At 58.3% G+C, this 19994-nt stretch carries 19 protein-coding genes and 1 tRNA gene; 13 read left to right on the top strand and 7 right to left on the bottom strand.

What is annotated here, in order from left to right; genetic code table 11:
* Positions 1-22: 22 nt before the first annotated feature.
* From M017_RS29490 to tnpC, 4 genes are all read left to right on the top strand, one after another.
* Complete coding sequence (locus tag M017_RS29490; protein ID WP_155121548.1) at positions 23-229, top strand: hypothetical protein; 207 nt, start codon at positions 23-25, stop codon at positions 227-229.
* Between the two features lie 59 nt (positions 230-288).
* Positions 289-591, top strand: a complete 303-nt coding sequence (gene tnpA / locus M017_RS0121325; protein ID WP_031500219.1) for an IS66 family insertion sequence element accessory protein TnpA — start codon at positions 289-291, stop codon at positions 589-591.
* Positions 592-594: 3 nt separating this feature from the next.
* Positions 595-954, top strand: a complete 360-nt coding sequence (tnpB, locus tag M017_RS0121320) for an IS66 family insertion sequence element accessory protein TnpB (protein ID WP_031495397.1) — start codon at positions 595-597, stop codon at positions 952-954.
* Between the two features lie 66 nt (positions 955-1020).
* Positions 1021-2547, top strand: coding sequence for an IS66 family transposase (gene tnpC / locus M017_RS0121315; RefSeq protein WP_080508069.1), 1527 nt, complete (start codon positions 1021-1023; stop codon positions 2545-2547).
* Between the two features lie 428 nt (positions 2548-2975).
* Here tnpC and M017_RS0121310 read toward each other — a convergent pair whose 3' ends face one another.
* The 6 genes from M017_RS0121310 to M017_RS0121285 all read right to left on the bottom strand — a co-directional run bounded on the left by M017_RS0121310 (position 2976) and on the right by M017_RS0121285 (position 6787).
* A complete protein-coding gene (locus M017_RS0121310) occupies positions 2976-3260 on the bottom strand; it encodes a transposase (RefSeq protein ID WP_238325995.1) in 285 nt (94 codons plus the stop codon).
* A 65-nt stretch (positions 3261-3325) separates the two neighbouring features.
* A tRNA-Gly gene (locus M017_RS0121305) sits at positions 3326-3400 on the bottom strand.
* A gap of 27 nt (positions 3401-3427) precedes the next feature.
* On the bottom strand, positions 3428-4126 hold the full coding sequence (locus M017_RS0121300) for an SDR family oxidoreductase (protein WP_238325994.1): 699 nt from the start codon (positions 4124-4126) through the stop codon (positions 3428-3430).
* Between the two features lie 175 nt (positions 4127-4301).
* A complete protein-coding gene (locus tag M017_RS0121295; protein ID WP_031500213.1) occupies positions 4302-5372 on the bottom strand; it encodes a serine hydrolase domain-containing protein in 1071 nt (356 codons plus the stop codon).
* Positions 5373-5427: 55 nt separating this feature from the next.
* Positions 5428-5706 (bottom strand): PilZ domain-containing protein, encoded by a 279-nt coding sequence (locus M017_RS0121290; protein ID WP_155121547.1) that lies wholly within the window; start codon positions 5704-5706, stop codon positions 5428-5430.
* A complete protein-coding gene (locus M017_RS0121285) occupies positions 5687-6787 on the bottom strand; it encodes a sigma 54-interacting transcriptional regulator (protein WP_051670695.1) in 1101 nt (366 codons plus the stop codon). Before M017_RS0121285 ends, M017_RS0121290 begins: the two co-directional genes overlap by 20 nt.
* Positions 6788-7030: 243 nt before the next feature.
* Between M017_RS0121285 and M017_RS0121280 the strand changes: the two genes are divergently transcribed.
* From M017_RS0121280 to M017_RS28100, 7 genes are all read left to right on the top strand, one after another.
* A complete protein-coding gene (locus M017_RS0121280) occupies positions 7031-7807 on the top strand; it encodes an ABC transporter permease subunit (protein WP_238325993.1) in 777 nt (258 codons plus the stop codon).
* Positions 7804-8604 carry an ABC transporter permease gene (locus M017_RS0121275; protein ID WP_031500209.1) on the top strand — a complete coding sequence of 267 codons (801 nt, stop codon included), beginning with the start codon at positions 7804-7806 and terminating at the stop codon, positions 8602-8604. The genes M017_RS0121280 and M017_RS0121275 overlap by 4 nt, the downstream gene beginning before the upstream one ends.
* Entirely contained in the window at positions 8601-10214 is a 1614-nt protein-coding gene (locus M017_RS0121270) for an ABC transporter substrate-binding protein (RefSeq protein WP_031500208.1), read from the top strand. Before M017_RS0121275 ends, M017_RS0121270 begins: the two co-directional genes overlap by 4 nt.
* Positions 10211-10999, top strand: a complete 789-nt coding sequence (locus M017_RS0121265; RefSeq protein WP_035958749.1) for an ATP-binding cassette domain-containing protein — start codon at positions 10211-10213, stop codon at positions 10997-10999. Before M017_RS0121270 ends, M017_RS0121265 begins: the two co-directional genes overlap by 4 nt.
* A 420-nt stretch (positions 11000-11419) precedes the next feature.
* Positions 11420-13609, top strand: a complete 2190-nt coding sequence (locus tag M017_RS28105) for a S8 family serine peptidase (RefSeq protein WP_051670694.1) — start codon at positions 11420-11422, stop codon at positions 13607-13609.
* A gap of 66 nt (positions 13610-13675) precedes the next feature.
* The gene (locus tag M017_RS0121255; protein ID WP_155121546.1) at positions 13676-14398 is read left to right on the top strand and encodes a hypothetical protein; all 723 of its coding nucleotides are present in this window, start codon (positions 13676-13678) and stop codon (positions 14396-14398) included.
* Positions 14399-14413: 15 nt separating this feature from the next.
* On the top strand, positions 14414-16432 hold the full coding sequence (locus tag M017_RS28100; RefSeq protein ID WP_080508063.1) for an HD domain-containing phosphohydrolase: 2019 nt from the start codon (positions 14414-14416) through the stop codon (positions 16430-16432).
* On the opposite strand, the gene M017_RS0121245 is transcribed toward M017_RS28100, so the two are convergent.
* Positions 16378-17430, bottom strand: a complete 1053-nt coding sequence (locus M017_RS0121245; protein ID WP_031500203.1) for an esterase — start codon at positions 17428-17430, stop codon at positions 16378-16380. The two genes, M017_RS28100 and M017_RS0121245, sit on opposite strands and share 55 nt — an antisense overlap.
* A gap of 43 nt (positions 17431-17473) precedes the next feature.
* Between M017_RS0121245 and M017_RS0121240 the strand changes: the two genes are divergently transcribed.
* Together M017_RS0121240 and M017_RS28095 are read left to right on the top strand one after the other, a co-directional pair.
* Positions 17474-18562 carry a dipeptidase gene (locus tag M017_RS0121240; RefSeq protein WP_031500202.1) on the top strand — a complete coding sequence of 363 codons (1089 nt, stop codon included), beginning with the start codon at positions 17474-17476 and terminating at the stop codon, positions 18560-18562.
* Positions 18559-19845, top strand: a complete 1287-nt coding sequence (locus tag M017_RS28095) for an MFS transporter (RefSeq protein WP_051670693.1) — start codon at positions 18559-18561, stop codon at positions 19843-19845. The genes M017_RS0121240 and M017_RS28095 overlap by 4 nt, the downstream gene beginning before the upstream one ends.
* Positions 19846-19994: the final 149 nt, after the last annotated feature.

Below are 19994 nucleotides of genomic sequence, written 5' to 3'. Positions count from 1 at the left end.
CGAGCACGAGTGGGATCGGCTCATGTTGCAGGAGGACGGAAAGTACGACCTCGTGCAGGGTGGGCCAACCAAAGGCAAGTCTGAGAAGACGGGCTTCTGGACCTTCACAGGAGGCGACCCGGCGCAGGTTATGCTCGATCATGCTGGCTATCCGGCTGTTGTGAAGGATGGCGAGGTTCGGCTCATGATCGACTACGACACTGGCATCTGGTACTCCAAAAGCAAATGAACGTATCCGTCAGACGAGCCCATCTTTCTTCCTGCTTCGCGTCGTGATTGTCTGGAGCAATGAAGAGTGGGCAGGTAGGATATGCGGGCTTGGGTGTGGCGCGGAAGTACCGAGACAGTGGCCAGTCCCGAGCGGAGTTTTGCCGGGAACAGGAGATCCCGCTGACGACTCTCGATTATTATCTGCGGCGCGATCGCGCCAAGCCAAAGCAAGAACTGGTCGCGGTGGAAGTGGTCTCCGAGGACAAGGCAGCCGCAAGCGACTTCGTCCTGGTGTTGGCGACGGGCCGCCGATTGGAGATCGCCGCGAACTTCGACGAAGCTGGTCTCGAACGTCTGCTGACGCTCCTGGAACGGTGTTGATCCGTGTTCGGCTTGGGGCCTGGGACGAAGATCTATGTGGCGACCGGCGCCACCGACATGCGCAAAGGCTTCGAGGGGCTCCATGGTCTGGTGCGGGACGAGTTGGATCGTGATCCGTTGAGCGGACATGTGTTTCTATTCGCCAACAAGATGCGAACCCGGCTCAAGATTCTGTTCTGGGATGGGAGCGGACTCTGGGTGTGCGCCAAGCGCCTGGAGAAGGGACGCTTCCACTGGCCAGAGACCTCCGCAGGAGCCAGTGTCACGATGCGCCAGGAACAACTGACGATGTTGCTGAACGGTATCGACCTCACCCGATCCAAGACTCGCCGAGGCTGGTTGTCCAAGCCATTTGTCGCTTAAAAAGACACGATAAAAGGAAGACAAGAAGGAGCGCTCCGCAGTATTCTGTTACTTACAGACGCACACATGTCTCAGTTAGTCACAGCAGGGCTCGACGCCATCGATCTCGGCCATTTAAGGCGAGAGTTAAAGCGCTTGACGATCGAGAACGAGCTGCTGCGAGAGAAGCTGCGACTGGCGCGGATCCTCAAGTACGGCCCCTCCAGCGAGAAGCTGAACGATGCGCAGTTGCTGCTGCTCGAAGGCGAGCCCGGGGTGAGCCAGGACGAGGTCCTCGCCGAGTCCACACGAGAGGCCATGCCCTCCGAGATGCCTGTCGAGAAGCCACGGTCTGCGGGCAAGCATCCCGGTCGCCAGAGCCTGCCCGCCAGTCTGCCGCGAGTCGAACGGATCCTGAGCGCCAAGCCTGAGGAATGTGCCTGCAAGGACTGTGGGGCCGAGACGAAAGTGATTGGCTACGACGAAAGCGAACAGCTGGATCTTGAGCCTGCACGATACTTTGTGCTGGTCACCAAGCGCGAGAAGCGAGCCTGCGGACGCTGCGCGGGGAGTGTACAGACGTCCTCTCTTCCCGCTCGCATTCTGGACAAGAGCCTGGTGAGTGATCGGGTGATCCTCGATACAGTCGTCTCGAAGTACAGTGATCATTTGCCGCTGTATCGGCAAAGCGCGATCCTGTTGCGCGAAGCCGGGATTGAGATCAGCCGGGCGACGATGGATGGCTGGGTGATGCGGGTCGGAGAGATGCTGCTGCCCGTTGTCGAAAGGATGCGGATCGACTTACTCAGTGGAACTTATATTCAGGCGGATGAAACGCCAGTCGATGTACAAGTCAGCAATGGAACGGGATCAAATCATCAGGCTTATTTATGGCAATATGGCAAGCCGGGAGAAGAGACCGTATTCGACTTCCGGATGGGGCGAGGGCGCGAGGGTCCGAAGAAGTTTCTAAGTCAGTTTGAGGGGATTTTGCAGACCGATGGTTATGCGGCTTATGAGCGCGTGGGCGGGGTCAAGATGGTGCGTGCGGCTTGCTGGGCGCATGCGCGACGGAAGTTTGTGGAAGCTTTGAAGTTGAGTCCGAAGGATGCTGTTGCGGCACGCCTGGTGGCGGCGATGAATGAGCTGTTCGCGATTGATGCACAAGCGCGGGAGCTGAGTTGTGAGGAGCGGCATCGCTTGCGGCAGCAGAGGTCAGCGCCGTTGTTGGGGAGTCTGCGCGAGGAGTTGAAGAGGCTGCAGCGCGAACTGTTGCCTGCCAGTGCGTTGGGCAAAGCGGTGTCTTATACGTTGACGCTTTGGGCGAAGTTAGTCTGCTTCCTCGATCACCCGGAGTTAGAGTTGTCCAACAACATCGCGGAGAACTCGATGCGGGGCATTGCGCTGGGGCGTAAGAACTGGATCCATGTCGGCAGTGAAAAGGCTGGACCGAAGGTGGCCGCGATCTTATCGGTCATCGAGTCTTGCCGCAGGATGGGCGTGCCCGCCCGTGCTTATCTGGCCGAAATTCTGCCAGGGTTGAATGATCTCAAAGTCAAAGAGGTCGCTGAGAGAACGCCTGCCGCCTGGGTCAAACGCAACCGTCCAGATTGAGGGTGGGTTGCTCGGACGGATACAAATGAACCAGCCAGCAAGGCCGTCCCTTCTGGGCGGCCTTGCTGTGTGTACGGCTTCTATCTGAGAGCTGTGCCGACCGGGAAAAGGGGCCATCCATGATAGGTCAAAGTCAAGTGGAAACGGAGGTTTCGCTGCACCTCGTAGGATGAGGCGATGAGGAGTTAAGGCCAGAGCGGAAGTCAGGAATGCGAAGTGTCTACAGAACAGGTCTGTGACCAGACATCCATTTGCAGGATCGACGAAGAGCGTCGTCCCGAAGATTGAGTTGAAGTTTGACCCGCCAGCTCCGAAACAGCCTGAAGCGGCATCCGGGTTCTCACTCGGTGCCGAGTCCCTTTAGGTGGAGTCTGGCGGGAACCTGCACATCAGCTCAGGCATGATGTTCGCCGCAGTGACGAAGAGGCTTAGGTACTTCCCACCGTCACGGTCAGTTTCGATGCCTTCAGTTCTGCAAAGTAAGCCCGATCCACGGCCAGCAGATAGGCGACGAGCTTGCGTGCCACCGCCAGGGTGGCTCGATTGGCATGACCTTTGGCTTGCTCCTTTTCGTGAACAGCCTTCAGTGTCTCGTTGAAGCGAGGTGCAAGCTTGGCGGCCTCGATGAGTACAGGCTGGGGATGAGTGTTTCGTTGCTTCGAGATGGGACCGCGCTTCTCCTTACCCGCCGACTCCCGCAATGCACTTGTCAACTTGTGCGTACACAACTGGCGAGGAACGCGAGTCAGGTATTGGATGGTGGGGAATAGGGTGGATCTGGAGCGGGAGACCGGGATCGAACCGGCGACCAGCAGCTTGGAAGGCTGAGACTCTACCACTGAGTTACTCCCGCCCACCCTTCTATAATTCTACCTCAGCATTAGAGCACTGTCGGCAAGATTTCTACTTCGGGAACCGCAACTCGTGGGTGCAAGCGGGCAATTCCATAAATCAACTCCGCCACATCTTCCGGCTGCAGCGCTTTTCCGAGCGTTTCCGCCGTTGGTTTCACGGGTCTTTTCTCCATCAGCTCCGTGTCGACCAGTCCAGGACAGACCACGCAGGTTCTGATGCCGTGCTCGCGCTCTTCCTGCCGGATCGCCGCAGCCAAACCCAGCATGCCGCGCTTTGAGGCCTGGTAGGCCGCGCCCGAAACATCGGCCAGCTTCCCTGAGATCGACGAAACATAGATGAAGTGGCCCTTGCCTGCCATGCGCATTGCCGGCAAGAGGGCAGCAGTCAGGGAGAAGGCCCCATTGAGATTCACTTCAATCAGTTCATTCCAGATGGTGCGATTCAGACGGGTCATCGCACGATCTGGCGTATTGGTTCCAGTCGCGTAGATGACGATGTCGATGCCGCCCAGCGCCTGGGTGGCGTCGGCCGCAAGCTTCTCCATCGATTCATGGCTACCGGCGTCAGAGGTTCCAAAATGAATCGGATGGCCCTCACCAGCGAGTTCCGCCGCCATGGCAGCCAAGCGGTCTTCCCGCCGGGCGCTCGCATACACTTTTGCGCCGTCGCGCGCAAAAAGCAAAGCGGTAGAGCGTCCAATGCCGCTCGACGCGCCAACAATCAAAACACGTTCACCACTTAAAGAAACAGGCACGCATCCACATATACCATTTCAAGGTCCGGGCAGGGTCGAAACATCATGGGAGAAGGCTTCATTCTCTGGGAATCCCCCAAATCATGTCCAGCCGAGCGACTTCAGATCCAGAAAAGCGCCGGATGGTCATGGCCAGTGGCATGGGTCACGATCCGGTCGTAGACGCGCGCCCCCGAGTCGCCATTGGTGAAAACATAGATTCCCCAGCCTTTTGCCGGTTCTGCCAGCACAAAATTCTTGAAGCCTCCATTGTCCCCCCACTGCCAGAGGTACTCGCGGCCTTGGTGCGTTCGATGCCCCATCCGAGCCCCCAGGCTAATCCCCCACGCATCGCCACCTGCTCCTTGCCAATCTCCCGATTCTGGATCGCGCTGGCCAGAAAGCGGCCGTAGTCTGCCGCAGTTGTCACCAAACTGGCGGCGCCGTTCGGAGCCAGACTAAACGGCAGTCCGGCATCGCCCAGTTCCTTGGCGGCGGCACGGTACTCCTCGTATTTCCAGTCCCGCAATCTGGTGCCTCGCTTCCTGGCGAGTTCCTCTAAGGCCCGAGGGCGCCTGTCCCAATGTTGCAACAACTCGCCGCGGCCATTGTAGGGAAGTGCGGTGCGGTCCGCGAATTGGGAGCTCCAGACTAAGGCACTCGAAGGCATGCGAAGGGGTTGGAATACGAGTCGATCGAGGATGGCAGCAATCCCCTCACCCGTCACTTTCTCGAGAATGCGCTGCAGATAGACAAAACCTTCCCCGGAGTAGCGCCACTTCGATCCAGGCTCGAATTCCGGGACCAGCAGCTTGCCGGCCTCAAAACGCCAGTTTGGGAAACCGGAGCTGTGGCTTAGGACATGACGAATCTTCACCTGACGGGCTTTCGGATCGCTCAAGTCATCGACATAAGACACCAGCGTGCGATCGAAATCAAGCTTCCCCTGATCTCGTAAGGAAAAAGCTGCGTAAGCGAGCACCTGCTTGGTGAGACTGGCGGCGTGAAAGATGGTATCGGCCGTGACCGGCGCCGCGGTTTCCACATTCCGCATGCCAAAAGGCTTGATCCAGGAGGGTTTGCCGTCCTCGATCACTCCGATGACGACTCCAGGAACTGGGGCCACTTGGATCATGCGGGAAAGCTCTGCCTCAAATGCTGGAGGAAGGCCCTTCCTCCACGTTGCGGCCATCAGCGGCGCCGCAAGCGCACCCGCAAGCAATTCTCGTCTCTGCATTCCCCTCATACGAGACAGGTGGAGGAATGTTTCCGTCGATTGCAAAAATTACGATTCAGCCTCGGGAGGTGACATAGAAACCAGACTGGTAGCGGTCTCCGACGCAACGGTTCCAGCCGCAGACAGCAACTCCGGCGCCGCTATCCCCATAAAAACGCACGCTTGCCCCGCATTCGATCGGGGCATAATCCCGCAAGACGCGGAAGCCGCCATGCGAGATATCCACAAGCTCACAAACAACCGAGAACGGATAGGGCGATTCCGAGGCGAGGGTCACCTGTCCACTCGCGTGCAGGCGAGACTCCGACCTGCGGTCACGCTCCAATCTGATCATTGCGCCTCTGTCCCCTCATTTGTTGGGACTCATAGACCTTCAGCTTCCGGCTTAAGGTGCGGGTTGAGATGCCAAGGACATTGGCCGTCTTCTCCTGGTGGCCGCCATTCTCCCGCAGCGTCTCCAGGATGAGCTTACGCTCCATCCACTCCATCCGTCCGACGGGCGGCAGTTCTTCCGCCAGAGCAGAGTCAAAGGGCTGTATTGGGGTCAACAGCGAGAGCCCAATGGACTCACTCAAAGGCAGATCATCCGTCGAGCGCAGCAAATGCAGCAGATCACCCGTGGCCGACGGAGAATATGAGGAACTACGGTACTTTCGCACTTCCTCGGGAAGATGCTGTGCCTGCACCATCCCTCCCTCAGAGGCGGCATAGGATTGCAGGAGGCAATTGCGAAGCTCGCGAACGTTTCCAGGCCAAGGGTAGGCACGCAACAGCGCTTCAGCATCGGGTGCAATCTCAACAGAACACTTCTGTTTCTTGAGTAAGAATCGTCCGATCGCCATAATATCGTCCGTGCGCTCTCGCAGTGGGATGGTCTGCAGGCGGAGTTGGGCGAGCCGATGGTAGAGGTCTTCGCGGAAATTCCCCTTTTCTACTTCCGTGCGTAACGAGCGGTTCGTTGCCGCTACCACTCGAACATCGGCACTGATTTTCTTTGTTCCACCCAGTCGAAAATAACTATTCGATTCGAGAACCCGAAGTAGCTTTGCTTGTAATAAAAGGGGCAATTCTCCAATTTCATCGAGAAAGAGAGTGCCACGTTGGGCGAGCTCAAACAAACCTTCCTTGCGGGAAACGGCTCCGCTAAAGGCGCCTCGTTCATAGCCGAACAGCTCGCTCTCCACCAGTTGCTCGGGCAACGCCGCACAACTGACATCGACCCAAGGGCCTCCAGATCGCTTCGAGGCACAGTGGATCGCCCGGGCGAGAATCTCTTTGCCAGAACCACTCTCCCCATCAATCAATACGGAACAGTCGATTTCAGCGAGACGATTCGCTTTATTCAGTAAGTCCTTGCTCGCTTGGTTTGCAAAAACAACATCAAGATCAAGAAAGCTGAATCTATCTTCTGGCATTTTTAAGTTAAATCACTACACTTACACAGTAGTCTCATTCCGCAGGGAACCAATTCAGTACCGAATACTAGAATAAGGACATATTTCACCTGAGTCGACCTAAGGTTTTCAAATTGAGGGAGTAGTTTCTAATGCCCCTCCTCAAAGCAGCCGATAAGCGGCTGGATGCGCAGTGCATGGCTAGGACTGCCCGGCAGACTCACCGCAGCTCTTGCGGGCTGTATCCTATTGACAACATTACTCGTGCGCTGGGCTCCAGGCTATTCAACGCCGGAAGAGATCCTCGATCCACACCGGACAGAAGAGGGGCGGGCACGGCTTCGCGCACAACGGGAAAGTACGGGAAACGCGGTGAAACACGCCCTCCAAATGCTGCAACAAACGGCGCAACTCCACTTCGGCCAATCCCAGCACTTTGGCAAACCGGTCCTCTCATTACTGCAGGAGCGTAGCGGTGTTACACTCGCCTCAGTCACACTCGGGCTTAGTCTTGCCTGGCTTTCCGCTCTTACAGCCACATACTTTCCACCTCGCCTCTTTCCTGCCAAGCTGGCACAAAGCCTCGCCGTCTTGTTACAAAGTGTTCCTGCCGCCGTGCTCGCCTTATTGGGCCTTGCCTGGGGCTGGAGTGCCTGGTGGGCCGTGGGATTGGCCCTGGCGGCAGTTCTTTTTCCGCCCATCCTGTTCCAGACCCGGAAGCTGACCGACCGCAGGGAAGGAACGCCACCGGTCCTGCTCGCGCGGGCGCAGGGCTTCGGCAGAGCGTCCCTTTGGCGCAGGCGCATTCTCCGGCAAGCCGCCCAGGAGATCTGCGCATTGGCCGGAGTGAGTCTCAGTTGGGCGTTCAGCGCACTGGTCCCCTTGGAGGCCATTGCGGATCAGGCAGGACTCGGCCAACTCGCCTGGCAGGCTGCGCTCGCGCGAGACCTCCCCTTGCTCACCGCTTTACTTCTCTTCTTATGCGCCGGCACAGTGCTCGCGGCCGGCTTGCGATCGAGCCAGTCCCTGGGAAGACCATGAAGATTCTCGCCGCCACACTGCTGGTCAGCATCTATCTCCTCTGCCTGGCGGCGGGCTGGATCGTGATGCACCCACCGGCGCAGCAGTTCCGCGACCACATTGAGGAGAGGCCTTCCGCCCATTTCTGGCTCGGCACGGATGCCCTCGGACGAGATCGCTTCGCCCGGCTTTTATATGGGGGCCGTGTATCGCTACTTCTTGCTCCCCTTTGCGCGATCGCCTCGGTCGGGATCGCCCTGGCCCTCGCCAGCCTGGCTGTGAATTGCGGCGAAGCCATTCGCTCCGGAATCGCCGTCGCAGGAGATCTGACGCTGACCCTGCCCTGGATGTTCTTACTGTTGATCCTGAGAGGGGCCATTCCGCTCGATGCATCCGAGACCCTGACGCTCTTTGCCACCGCCACGATTCTCGCCATCCTCGGCTGGGCTGGACCAGCCCGTGTTCTCCAGGCCAGCCTGCAATCGCTTCTCCGCGCGCCTCATGTCGAGGCAGCAAGAGCTCGTGGAGTTCCAGCGTTGCGGCGCTGGCGGCACCATATTCTTCCCCTGCTTCTGCCGTTGGCAATGGCGCAAATCGCCCTGCTCGTTCCGTTCTACTTATTGGCCGAAGCGAATCTCGGCATCCTGGGCTTGGGCGTTGCGGAAAGCATACCCACCTGGGGAAACCTGCTGGCCGAAGTCGAAAGAGCTGTCCTGGCCAATGGGCCACTGGAGTGGGCAGCCTTCATTCCGGTGCTGGCACTGACAACAGTCTGCGGCTGTATCTACTTCCTGATTCCCTCGGAGACGAATGAATGAGACTGCTCTATTCCCTGATCGTGCTCTCTGCGCTGACGGCATTCGCGACTGGACTGCCCCATCCGGCCCGTGGAGGCGAATTGAGAATGGCAATCCATTCAGAACCCAAGTCACTGGACCCGCATCTGGCTTCAGAGGCCGACTCAGAACTTGTCGCCTATCTGACACATGGGGTGTTGATTCGGATCGATCGCCAGACGCAGCGCCCACAAGCCGAGTTGGCGGCCTCCTGGAAGGTCCGTCCCGATGGGAAGGAGATCCGCTTTCTCTTGCGGCCCGGGTTGAAGTTCAGCGATGGCTCGGCACTTGCGGCATCGGACGTCTGCTTCAGCATCCAGCGGATTCTTGACCCGGCGCTCGATTCTCCCTTCGGAGATTCGTTGCGGGCCGCCAGCGGTAAGATCCGTTGTACGGCAACCGGTGCGAGCGTCAGCATCAGCTTTGAGCGGGCCTTGCCGAGTCCGGAGCGCTGGTGGGATAGCATTGCGATCCTGAAAGAAGCAGCTCCGGTGCAAGACCGGGTCGGGCTCGGCCCTTTTACGGTTGCGGAATGGCAGAGTGGCACTCAGATCCTTCTGCGCCGGAACGAACGGTATTGGAAGAAGGATGCAGCCGGACGGAATCTCCCGTATCTCGATGCGATTCGCCTGCAGATCCAACGCAACCGGGAAGTGGAGTTGCTTCGTTTTTCCCGGGGAGAACTCGATCTCATCCAGGGTCTCGATGCGGAACGCTACACGCGGCTCCAAGAACAGCAACCGCAGGCGCTCCGCGGGCTGGGAGCCTCCCTCGATTCAGAACAAATGTGGTTCAATCAGGTGCCTCAAAGTCCGCTCCCGGCCTATAAGAAGAGCTGGTATGCCAACCCGGCATTCAGGCAAGGAATCTCAGCAGCAATCCATCGAGAGGATTTAGCCAAGGTGGTCTACAAAGGACAAGCCACCCCAGCCACTGGGCCAATCTCGCCCATGAATCGGGCTTGGGCTCACCCAGCGTTGCTGCCGCAGCCAGGCGATCCCCACAAAGCCCTCAGCCTGCTGGGAGCGGCAGGCTTCCAGAAAACAGGCGACACGCTTTATGATTCAGAGCAGCATCCCGTCGAGTTCACGGTTCTCACTAATGCAGGGAACAAGAATCGGGAGAGGATGCTTTCCCTGATCCAGCAAGACCTGCTTGCCATCGGGGTCAAGCTGAAGCCGGTGACCCTTGACTTCCCTGCCCTGATCGAGAGGATCACAAAGACTTACGACTATGATGCCTGCCTGCTGGGCATGGTCATTGGGAATCCAGACCCGAATGAGTTTCTGAATGTCCTGATGAGTTCCGCAGCCACTCACCAGTGGAACCCGAATCAGAAAACTCCCGCCACGCCTTGGGAGGCAGAGATCGATAGCCTCCTGCAAGCACAGGCAGGAGAACCGGATGTGGCCAAAAGAAAGAAAGCATGGTGGCGCATCCAGGAGATCCTCGCAACCCAACAACCCTTTCTCTACCTTGTCCATCCCAATGCGATGGCCGCAGTCGCGTCCCGGGTGCAAGGGATACGGCCGGTGGTGCTACGCCCGCAACTCCTCTGGAATGCAGAGTGGCTGTCACTCGATCCGCAATGAGCGCTCGCCTTCTCGATACCGATTTTGCGCTCGCCTATGGTACCGGCCGGCCGATTCTTCGAGGATGCCGGCTGCAATTGGAGCGGGGCGAGATCCTCGGATTGATTGGAGAGAGTGGCTCCGGGAAAAGCAGTTGCGCGCTCGCAATCCTAGGACTGCTCGGAGCTGAAGCCAGACTTAGTGGACGCATCGAACTGGAAGGCCAGAATCTGATCGGTCTGCCGGAGAAGCAACTGCAGGCGATCCGGGGCCGGAGAGTCGGACTCATCCTGCAGAATCCCCAATCGGCTCTCTGCCCGGCCATGACCGTTGGACAACATCTGGAAGAAGCCTGGTGGGTGCATGAGCCACAGCGCAGGCGGGAGTGGCGCCAGGTAGCGGAACCCCTCTTTGCCAGCGTCGGTCTGACGCTCGACGATGCGCTCGTCCGCCTGCCGTCGCGCCAACTCAGTGTTGGAATGGCGCAACGGGTCCTGATTGCGATGACCCTCCTGCACCAACCGCCGCTCTTGATCGCCGATGAGCCGACAAGCGCGCTCGATCCGATTCACAGCGCAGAGGCCGCACAATTGTTGCGCGCAGTAAGAGACGAGTATGGCGCCTCAGTCCTCCTGATCACACATGATCTTCCACTGGCCACCGCATTCTGCGACCGGATCGCCGTCTTGTCGGGCGGGGAAATTGTAGAGTGCAACAGGACAGAGCAGATCCTCCAGAATCCGCGTCACGCCTACACCCGCCAACTGCTGCAAGCCACTCGTCTGTTGCATTGCCAACTCGACTAAGTTCCGATATTCCAGACAGTCTGTCACGCTGCCAGCCGACGGAATCCGCCATTTTGTCTGATTGCTCTACGATGCAATGCAAAATTTCGTCGCGGAAATCGTATTCTACCCGCCTATTGTTTGGCAGACTACGTGCTCTCCCCTAGAACCAAAGGACATCTGTAAATGTTTCATCCGGTCGAAATATTTAACGCACAAACTGTACTCCGAGAACCTCGTTGCCTCGTAAAAGTTCTGCTTTCCTTATGCGCATCCTGTTGCCTGGCCTTTGCGCAAACCACTCCGGAGAGCCAAGCCTACATCGTCGTCTATAAACATGGGGGAACGCGAGCGCAAAGACTCAGCCACGCACAACTAAGAACCCTCAGGACGGACCCGAAAGTAGACTTCATCGCGCCCGACCGGACGGTACACGCGAGCATGGATCGTGCCGCGCAGGCGATCAACGCCAACATCGCCTGGAGTTTCGGCGGCAGTGGCAAAGGGATCGGGGTCGCAATCATCGACAGCGGCATCCATTCCCGCAATGCAGAAGTCAGCACGCAGATCGTCTATTCAGAAAACTTCCTCCAACCGCTCACCGTGAATGGTGTGGCGAACCCTCTGCGCTCTGTGGCGCCGGATGACTATGGACATGGCACGCATATCGCGGGTGCGATTGCAGGAAGCGGCGTGTACTCTGGTCCGGGCAAGGCGCTCCGCACAATCCAGGGAATCGCGCCGCAAGTCTCGATTCTGAACCTGAAGGTTCTCGATGGGAATGGGGATGGCTCCGACAGCGCGGTGATTGAGGCAATCGACCGAGCCATCAGCCTGCGGGATCAGTACAAGATCCGAATTCTCAATCTCGCTCTCGGACGCAATATCACCGACAGCTTTGTGCGCGATCCGTTGTGCAAGGCGGTGGAACGGGCCTGGGCGGCTGGGTTGGTTGTGGTAGTCGCCGCGGGGAACGAAGGCCGTCTCCAGACCAACAGTGTTGCCGGCTATGGCACCATCCAATCGCCGGGCAATAGTCCGTGGGTGATCACTGTGGGTGCGATGCGCGGTTCGGGTACGCCCTACCGTGACGATGATGAGATCGCGACCTACAGCTCTAAAGGGCCGACCGCAATCGATCATGTCGCCAAACCCGATCTTGTCGCCCCCGGAAACCTGATCGATGCCTCCTTGTCATCCCGCAGCTCTCTTGCCAAGGCCTATCCTCAGAACCTTGTGGATGCCAGTACTTTCAGCCCGGGTTCTTCACCGAACTACATCACACTGAGCGGCACCAGCATGGCGAGCGCCGTAACCAGTGGCGCCATCGCCTTGCTGCTCCAACTCGAACCGAACCTGACTCCCGATCAGGTGAAGGCGCGACTGATGTTGACTGCTTCGAAAAAGTTTCCGCGCTACGGAAGCTTTTATCAGGATTACTCGCTGAAAGTCACCAAGCTCCAAACGGCGCTTACCCATACGCTCCAAACGATCCCTGCGCTGCAGCTTACAGTGGATCAGACCCTCTTGCAGCTGAACGGACTGGTGCAGCAACTTGCGGTTGCCCAAACCGCGGCAAACGTCGCAAATGCTGCAGTCACCACAGCGCAAAACGCAGTCAGCGCAGCCACCAATGCCCTGGCGCCTTTGCGAAGTGCGGCCGCAGTTGCCCAGGCGAACGCCACTGCTGCCCGTCAGAAAGCAGACGCAGCCTATTCCAACTGGCAAACCGCCCAGGATGCAGCCAACAAAGCGAGTGCAGCCGCCGCCAGCGCTTCCTCCTTACTGGAGAAGCTTCGGCTCGCAACACTGGCGACAACGGCTCAATTGCAGGCCGATCTGCTCAAAACCACCTATGCAACTTTGAGTCTCACCGCACAAACTCTCCAAGCAACGCTAAACACTGCGAACGGCATCCTGCAGAGCGCGTTGTCCGTGCTGTCCAACGCAGAGAGCACGCTCGTCACGAAGCTTCAGGTGAAGACTCTTGCGAATGAGACACTCAACACCCTTCAGACCAACGTCAAGACGGTCACGCAAACACTGGAGGATGCCCAGGCGGCCCTCGCCGATGCGCTTCAGGCCGTCGCGACGCTGACCAACACATTGGCCCAGACGCGTCTATTGGTCAGCAATAGCGCAACAAACCCCTCGCGCCACTATGACAGCCAGTATGATCTCTTCACCATTGGCGCCGGCTATCTGGATCTCGGAGCTGCCATCCAGAATCGAGTGATCGCCCCCACCGGAGCCGCAGCGCTTTCCCCGGTCGCTTATTACAACGGGGCAAGCGCCAAGGTGCAGATTACAGCGAACTATGGCGTGCTCTGCGGCGGCTCATCAGGAACGGTATGGGGACCCGTTATCTGCGCGAGCTCTCAAAAGTACATTGGCCTTTGGGGAGCCAACCAGGCGTGGAGCCATACCGCAGTCTGGGGAGACTCTGTGCTGCTCGAAGGATCGACACTCTGGGGCGCAACAGCAGCTTGGGGCACCGCGCAATCTCCTGCATTCCCTCTGCTTTGGGATTCCAAATCCATGTTTGCCAGCAGTACGGTGGGAGGCAGCAGCGCACTCTGGGGTTCGTTTGCCAGCACGCGCGATACGCTCTCCGACGGAGATATTCAGTAAACGAAGAATTTCGCCGGGACAGCAACCCAAACATTCGTCAGACAAGAAAGGCAGGCGCCAACCAGCATGAAAACGCCGGAATCGTTTGTAGTGGTTCTCTGTGGAATGGCATTTGTCATGATCGCCTGTGCCGCCATCAACGTCGCGCCCGTCGATGGCAATCGTCTCTTGGGCTTTCTGATTGCCGGGTTTCTTGCCTCCACCGCCAAGATCAGAGTGCTCGGACTCACAGGCACCTATTCGTTGAACTTCATTGTGATGCTGGCAGCAAGCCGTGAGCTTCCCTTCGCCGAGAACCTGCTCCTGGCCACAGTGTGTGCTCTCAGCCAAAGCATGGTGCGGGCACTCCATCGGCCGCTGCCAATTCAGATCGCCTTCAACGTTGCCAATCTCATCCTGAGCAGCGCAGGCGCCGTTCTTGTTTCGCAATTGCTGGTGGAGCTCCCGAAGGATTGGCAACTGCTTCGCCTCATCGCCTCCGGGGCGGTGTTCTACGCCATCAATACTGGACTCACCTCGATGGTCCTCAGCCTGGCACAGGAAGGAAGCATCGATGAACTCTGGAAGTACTGGCAAACCAGCACAATCCACTTTTACCTGTTGGGGTGTACGGTTGCTGGCACCTGGTCCCTTCTCAGTCCACATGTCCAAGGCAAATCGACACTCCTCTTTGTTGGCTTTCTCTGGTGGATCCAGCCGCTGTTACGGGCGCACATGGTAAGCCATCCACCTTTTTTCCGGCCTGTCGAAGCAGCAGAACATGAGGTACCGCCTCCGAGCCACCCTTAACCCGGGATCCATCCTATGCCAGCACTTTCCAGAACAGCCCGCCTTTATGTTGCCGTGGTGACGGGGATGGCAATCCTCTGTTTCTCTCAGGGATTGAAGCACTGGTCTTTTTCTGGTACAGCCAGCTTTGCGCTGTTGCTCCTGCTGACAATCCAGTCCAGCCTCTGTAAAGTTGTCATTCCGAAGGTGCAGGGATCGCTTTCGATGAGCTACATCTTCCTGATGTGGGGCATCGTCCGCATGAGCCTCGGCGAGACGCTGCTCCTCGGTGTTGCCGCCACTCTGACCCAAAGCTTTTGGAAGGCAAAGCGAAAACCACACGCAGTGCAACTGCTTTTCAACCTGAGCGTCATTTTCGTCTCGATTGGAGCAGCGGCCCTGAGCTTCCACAGTCCGTTGTCCCAGAGCCTGCTTCCTCCGGTGCTGCTGCGGATTGTCATCGCAGCTTTTGTTTATTACCTTGTGAACACCTTTACCGTTTCGGGGATTCTGTCGCTGACCGAGGGACAGCCCTTGCTGCAGGTCTGGCGCGAATGCTACCAGTGGACTCTCCCCCACTATCTCCTCAGCGCATCGCTGGTGGGAGGACTGGAGTTCTTGAGGCAGTATGCCGGCTCCGAGTTCGCGCTTCTGATCCTGCCGGTGGTCTACCTCATCTATCACACCTTCGTCCTGCACATTCGCGCTCTCGAGCAGACCATTGCACGAGCGGAACAGGAGAAGAGACACATGGAGGATACTGCCGGACTGCATCTGCGTACCATCCGCGCGCTGGCACTGGCGATTGAGGCGAAGGACCAGACCACGGGCGAGCATCTCCATCGTGTCCAATCCTATGCGCTGGAGCTCGGCGCCGATCTGGGCCTCTCCCCTGCGGAGCTGGAAGCAGTCCGGGCCGCCGCCATACTGCACGATATCGGCAAACTCGCCGTACCGGAATCGATCATCTCAAAGCCAGGCAAGCTCACCCCTGAAGAGTTTGCACGCATGAAGATCCATCCTGTCGTGGGCGCCGAGATTATCGAGAGCGTCAACTTCCCCTATGCCGTTGCCCCTCTCGTCCGCGCTCATCATGAGAAATGGGATGGGACTGGATATCCCGATGGCCTGCAAGGAGAGGAGATCCCGCTGGGAGCCCGGATTCTGACTGCGGTCGATTGCCTTGATGCGCTCACGAGCGACCGCCAGTACCGGAAAGCAATTCCGCTGGAAAAGGCGATGGCGATGATGGTGGCAGAGTCTGGCAAGAGCTTTGATCCAAAGATCGTAGAGCTTCTGCGGCATCGCTATCCCGAACTGGAAAAATCTGCCAGAACGACACTCCGCGAAAATGCCTTCCGCTTATCGACAGGACTGGATGTATTCCGTGGCAAGGCGCCCGATGCAGGTTATGCCACAGGTTCCCTGCAAGGAGACCAGCACCTCGAAATACCGGCAGGAGAACTGAGCAGGGAGTGCGCGCTGATCGAGAAGATGCAAGCGGAGTTAGGCCGGTCGGCATCGCTACAGGATGACCTCAGCGCGATGGAGGAAGATCTGCGCCATCTCATTCCTTTTGCAGCCTGGGCCGTCTACCGCAAGCGCAGTGAAGCCATCTCCTGTTCCTTTGCCCAGGGGGAATGCGCTCAGATGCTGAGGAATCTGGTCATCCATCTTGGTACGGGAATCTCAGGATGGGTTGCCGCGAATCGCACGCCCCTGCTCAATGGAAATGCCGCCACGGAATTTGGAGTTTCCAGTCCTGCTCACGAAGATTTTACGATGGTCTCCGGTCTTGCAGTACCACTCGAGTCTGAATACGGCCCGTCTTGCGTGCTGACACTCTATAGCAAGGAGCAAGAGGCCTTCGAGCCGCGTCATCTCCGCGTCCTGTTGGCGCTGAGTTCGCGGCTCGCCTACCAGATCCGGATCGATGCCAGTGGCGGCAATCGTGGAACCCAACTCGAGCGGCTTGCCAACAGTATTCAGAACAGCTCTCCTTACCGGAACAACAACGGGGCAAACTCTGCCAAATACTTCCGCCAGACCGTGTAAGTGTGTGCGCCCTCGCTGGGCTTCCAGGTGTGAGGCACCGTGTTTCGAGTCAGCAACGCATCCAGGTCCACAGATCGGGGAAAGAGGGAGTCCTCCTTGCCGCAGGCAAACCAGATCAGCTTGGGATGTCCTTTCTCAATCAGGCTCTGGACATTGGCCGGCACTGCAGCACTGAAAGCACCTACCGCGCTGAACAGCGCGGGGTGCCCCAAGCCAATCGACAATGCCTGACCGCCCCCCATCGACAGTCCGGCGATCGCGCGCTGGGCAGGAGCTTTCGAGACCCGGTACTTCGCCTCAACATAAGGGAGCACGTCTCCGAGCACATACTTCTCATAGACTGCGGTATTGGTCGCCTGCACCTCGCGAGGTGATCCAAACGGCACCGCATGCCCAAAGGGCATCACCACCACCATCGGCTTCATCTTGCCTTCCGCGAGCAAGTTATCGAAGATATAGTTCGCCTGTCCGGCCAGCACCCATCCACCAGCCGTATCGTTGGAACCATGGAACAGATAGAGCACCGGGTACTTTGTCTTCGCAGTTTCGTAGCCAGGCGGGGTGTAGACCCAGAAGGACCGCGTCTCTCCGCCAAGGGCCTTTGCTTTCTGAAATTCGATGGATACGGCCCCGTGCGGCACATCGCGCGCATCCCAGATGGCAGGCGTGGCTCCGGGCACTTCCACCATGCTGGCTGAAGTCCGGGCGCGCAGCTTCATTCTGGGATTGATTGGATCGGCGATCGTCAGGCCATCAATCGTAAAAGAATAGATATAGATGCTCGGCTCGAGCGGCGCGGTGGTGTAAGCCCAGACGCCATCCGCGCCACGCGTCATCTTCTCAAAGCTTCCCACCTTCATCCAATCGCCATAAAACCGGACATCACTCGCCTTCGGCGCAGCAACGCGGAAGGTGACACTGCGATCGGGATGCACCTCAGGCGAAGTCTGAGCAGAGAGCAAGATCGACGTAAACAAGACACACAAGACTTTGATCATGGAAGTTCCTTTGTATCCTATCCGTGAATCGATCGAAATTCCAATGCACACACAGCCTCTTATTTTCGACGCACATCTGGACCTCTCGATGAATGCGATGGAGTGGAACCGCGATCTGCGGCTTCCGCTGGTTGAGATCCGCCGGCGCGAGATCGGCATGTCCGACTTGCGCGATCGAACCAACGGCGTGGTTTGTCTTCCAGAGATGCGGCGCGGCCGGATTGGCCTTTGCGTGGCGACACAGATTGCCCGGTACTCTGGACGATTCAGCAAGCTGCCGGGCTGGCAGAGTCCAGAGCAGGCTTGGTCACAGACCCAGGGCCAACTTGCCTGGTACCGCAGCATGGAAGAAGCCGGGCAACTGGTGCAGCTTCGCAGTGGGACACAAGTGGAGGCGCACGCCAAGCTCTGGCGCGAGGCAACACTGGAGCAGACGGCGCAGCTTCCGATTGGGTATCTGCTGAGCCTGGAAGGAGCCGACTCGATCCTGTCGATGCGCCATCTGGAGCGAGTGCGTGAGGATGGGCTGATCGCAATCGGTCCGGTTCACTATGGCCCAGGTATTTACGGTCATGGCACCGATGACGAAGGTCCACTCACGCTGAAGGGGCAGGAACTCGTCCGGGAGATGGAGCGGCTGGGCTTCATTCTCGACGCTACGCATCTCTGCGATGAAAGCTTCTGGGACGCGCTGGACCGCTTCCATGGCCCGGTCTGGGCCAGCCACCACAATTGCCGCGCGCTCGCCAATTGGAACCGGCAACTTGGCGACGACCAGATCAAGGCTCTGGTGGAACGGGGAGCTGTCATCGGTATGGCCTTTGACGCCATCATGATGGTCCACGGATGGAAGCACCTCAAGTCGAAACCGGAAGACTTTCAACTGAAGATGGAAAAGATCTGCGAACACATCGATCACATCTGTCAGATTGCCGGCAATGCGAATCATGTCGGGATCGGGACCGACCTCGATGGCGGCTACGGCAAAGAGCAGACGCCGATGGATCTCGATAGCATCGCCGATCTGCAGACGCTGCAAGCGCCGTTGGCCGGGCGCGGCTACAGCGTTGCGGACATCGAGAATATATTCTCCGGCAACTTCCTCCGCTTCCTGCGCGAGAACCTGAAGTGAATCCGACCAAAATTCGTTTTGCCATCCTGTCGATTGCGACGGCCAATGCGTTTCTTCTGTATCTGGACCGCATCTGCATGGGGGCGGTGGTGCAATCGACCAGCTTCCAGACGGAATTGGGGCTGTCGAAAGAGGCCACGGGCGATGTGCTGGCAGGATTCTTTCTGGCCTACGCGCTGGGACAGTTGCCTGCAGGCTGGATGGCAGACCGATTCGGACCGCGCCGCATGCTAGTGATCTATATCCTCTGTTGGTCCGTGTTTACCGCAGCCACCGGCATCGCGGGCGGACTTCTCAGTTTGATTGTCATCCGTGGGCTTTGTGGCCTTGCTGAGGCGGGCGCCTATCCGGCGAGTGCGCTGCTGATGACGCGTTGGTTCCCGTTCACCCAGCGCGCGCGAGCCAACAGCATCATCGGCTTTGGCGGGCGCGTGGGGAATGCGCTGGCCTTGGGACTGACGGCGACGGCCATCGCATATCTGGGGAACTGGCGGACGGTGCTCTGGATCTACGGCAGCATTGGTGTTGTCCTGGCGCTCCTGACGCAATTTGTCTTCCGCGATCACCCGTCGCAACATCCGTGGGTGAATGAGGCAGAGAAGAATCTGATCAGCGAAGGCCAGCCGCCACAAGTGGGGCGGCCGAAGGATTCGCCCTGGTTCGGACTGCTCAAGCACAAGGGACTTTGGTTCTTCAATGTCGGAGCGTTGGGAATGAATGTCGGCTGGGCCTTCATCATCACATGGCTGCCGACTTATCTCCACGAGGTCCGTGGGCTCGATAAGGTGACAGCAAGCAGTTATGTTTCGATTGCGCTTGCCTGCAGTCTCGGTGGGATGCTCTTTGGGGGTTGGTACTGCGACACGCTGACTAAGCGCTATGGACAGAAGTGGGGCCGGCGGCTCCCCTTCCTTACTGGCAGTGCATTGGCCGCATCGGCTTATCTGCTGTGCCCGTTGTTGGCGTCGCCGTTGGCGGTGGCCATCGCTTGCGGAGCTGTTGCTTTTGCGACTGACAGCGTGAATCCGGCGATGTGGGCGTTGGCTCAGGATATCGGCGGCAGGCATGTCGCGGCGACTCTTGCCTGGAGCAATATGTGGGGGAACTTTGGTGCCTCGGCAGTCGCAAAACTGATTCCTTTTGTGATCGGTACTTCGCTGCACTTTGCCGATTGGCGAGAGATCTTCTGGCTGTGCGCTTTCGGCTTTGTCGTGCTGGGACTGACAAGCCTGGGGATCGATGTCACGAAGAAGTTGCAGACGAGCGGAGCTGAGGAAAGCTGATGTGGGTAGCGCTGAAGCTCAGCTTGGGGCTCTTGGGGTTGCTACTTTTCGTCGTCGTTCTTCGGGAGGTGTATGGACCGACCAGATGCTTCCTCTACGCTCCACTTGCGGCAATCTCGATCGACGGCAAGTAGTGGGCTAGCTGCATC

This window comes from Bryobacter aggregatus MPL3, assembly GCF_000702445.1.
In the GTDB taxonomy this organism is placed as follows: domain Bacteria; phylum Acidobacteriota; class Terriglobia; order Bryobacterales; family Bryobacteraceae; genus Bryobacter; species Bryobacter aggregatus.
Note: the sequence above shows the minus strand (reverse complement) of the source record. Positions and strands in the feature narration are given on the sequence as shown.

Coding starts and splice junctions, on each gene's coding strand:
- M017_RS29490 (WP_155121548.1), top strand. CDS start 23: ATGTTGCAGGAGGACGGAAAGTACGACCTCGTGCAGGGTGGGCCAACC.
- tnpA (WP_031500219.1), top strand. CDS start 289: ATGAAGAGTGGGCAGGTAGGATATGCGGGCTTGGGTGTGGCGCGGAAG.
- tnpC (WP_080508069.1), top strand. CDS start 1,021: ATGTCTCAGTTAGTCACAGCAGGGCTCGACGCCATCGATCTCGGCCAT.
- M017_RS0121295 (WP_031500213.1), bottom strand. CDS start 5,372: ATGCAGAGACGAGAATTGCTTGCGGGTGCGCTTGCGGCGCCGCTGATG.
- M017_RS0121290 (WP_155121547.1), bottom strand. CDS start 5,706: ATGATCAGATTGGAGCGTGACCGCAGGTCGGAGTCTCGCCTGCACGCG.
- M017_RS0121285 (WP_051670695.1), bottom strand. CDS start 6,787: ATGCCAGAAGATAGATTCAGCTTTCTTGATCTTGATGTTGTTTTTGCA.
- M017_RS0121275 (WP_031500209.1), top strand. CDS start 7,804: ATGAAGATTCTCGCCGCCACACTGCTGGTCAGCATCTATCTCCTCTGC.
- M017_RS0121270 (WP_031500208.1), top strand. CDS start 8,601: ATGAGACTGCTCTATTCCCTGATCGTGCTCTCTGCGCTGACGGCATTC.
- M017_RS0121265 (WP_035958749.1), top strand. CDS start 10,211: ATGAGCGCTCGCCTTCTCGATACCGATTTTGCGCTCGCCTATGGTACC.
- M017_RS28105 (WP_051670694.1), top strand. CDS start 11,420: ATGGATCGTGCCGCGCAGGCGATCAACGCCAACATCGCCTGGAGTTTC.
- M017_RS0121255 (WP_155121546.1), top strand. CDS start 13,676: ATGAAAACGCCGGAATCGTTTGTAGTGGTTCTCTGTGGAATGGCATTT.
- M017_RS28100 (WP_080508063.1), top strand. CDS start 14,414: ATGCCAGCACTTTCCAGAACAGCCCGCCTTTATGTTGCCGTGGTGACG.
- M017_RS0121245 (WP_031500203.1), bottom strand. CDS start 17,430: ATGATCAAAGTCTTGTGTGTCTTGTTTACGTCGATCTTGCTCTCTGCT.
- M017_RS0121240 (WP_031500202.1), top strand. CDS start 17,474: ATGCACACACAGCCTCTTATTTTCGACGCACATCTGGACCTCTCGATG.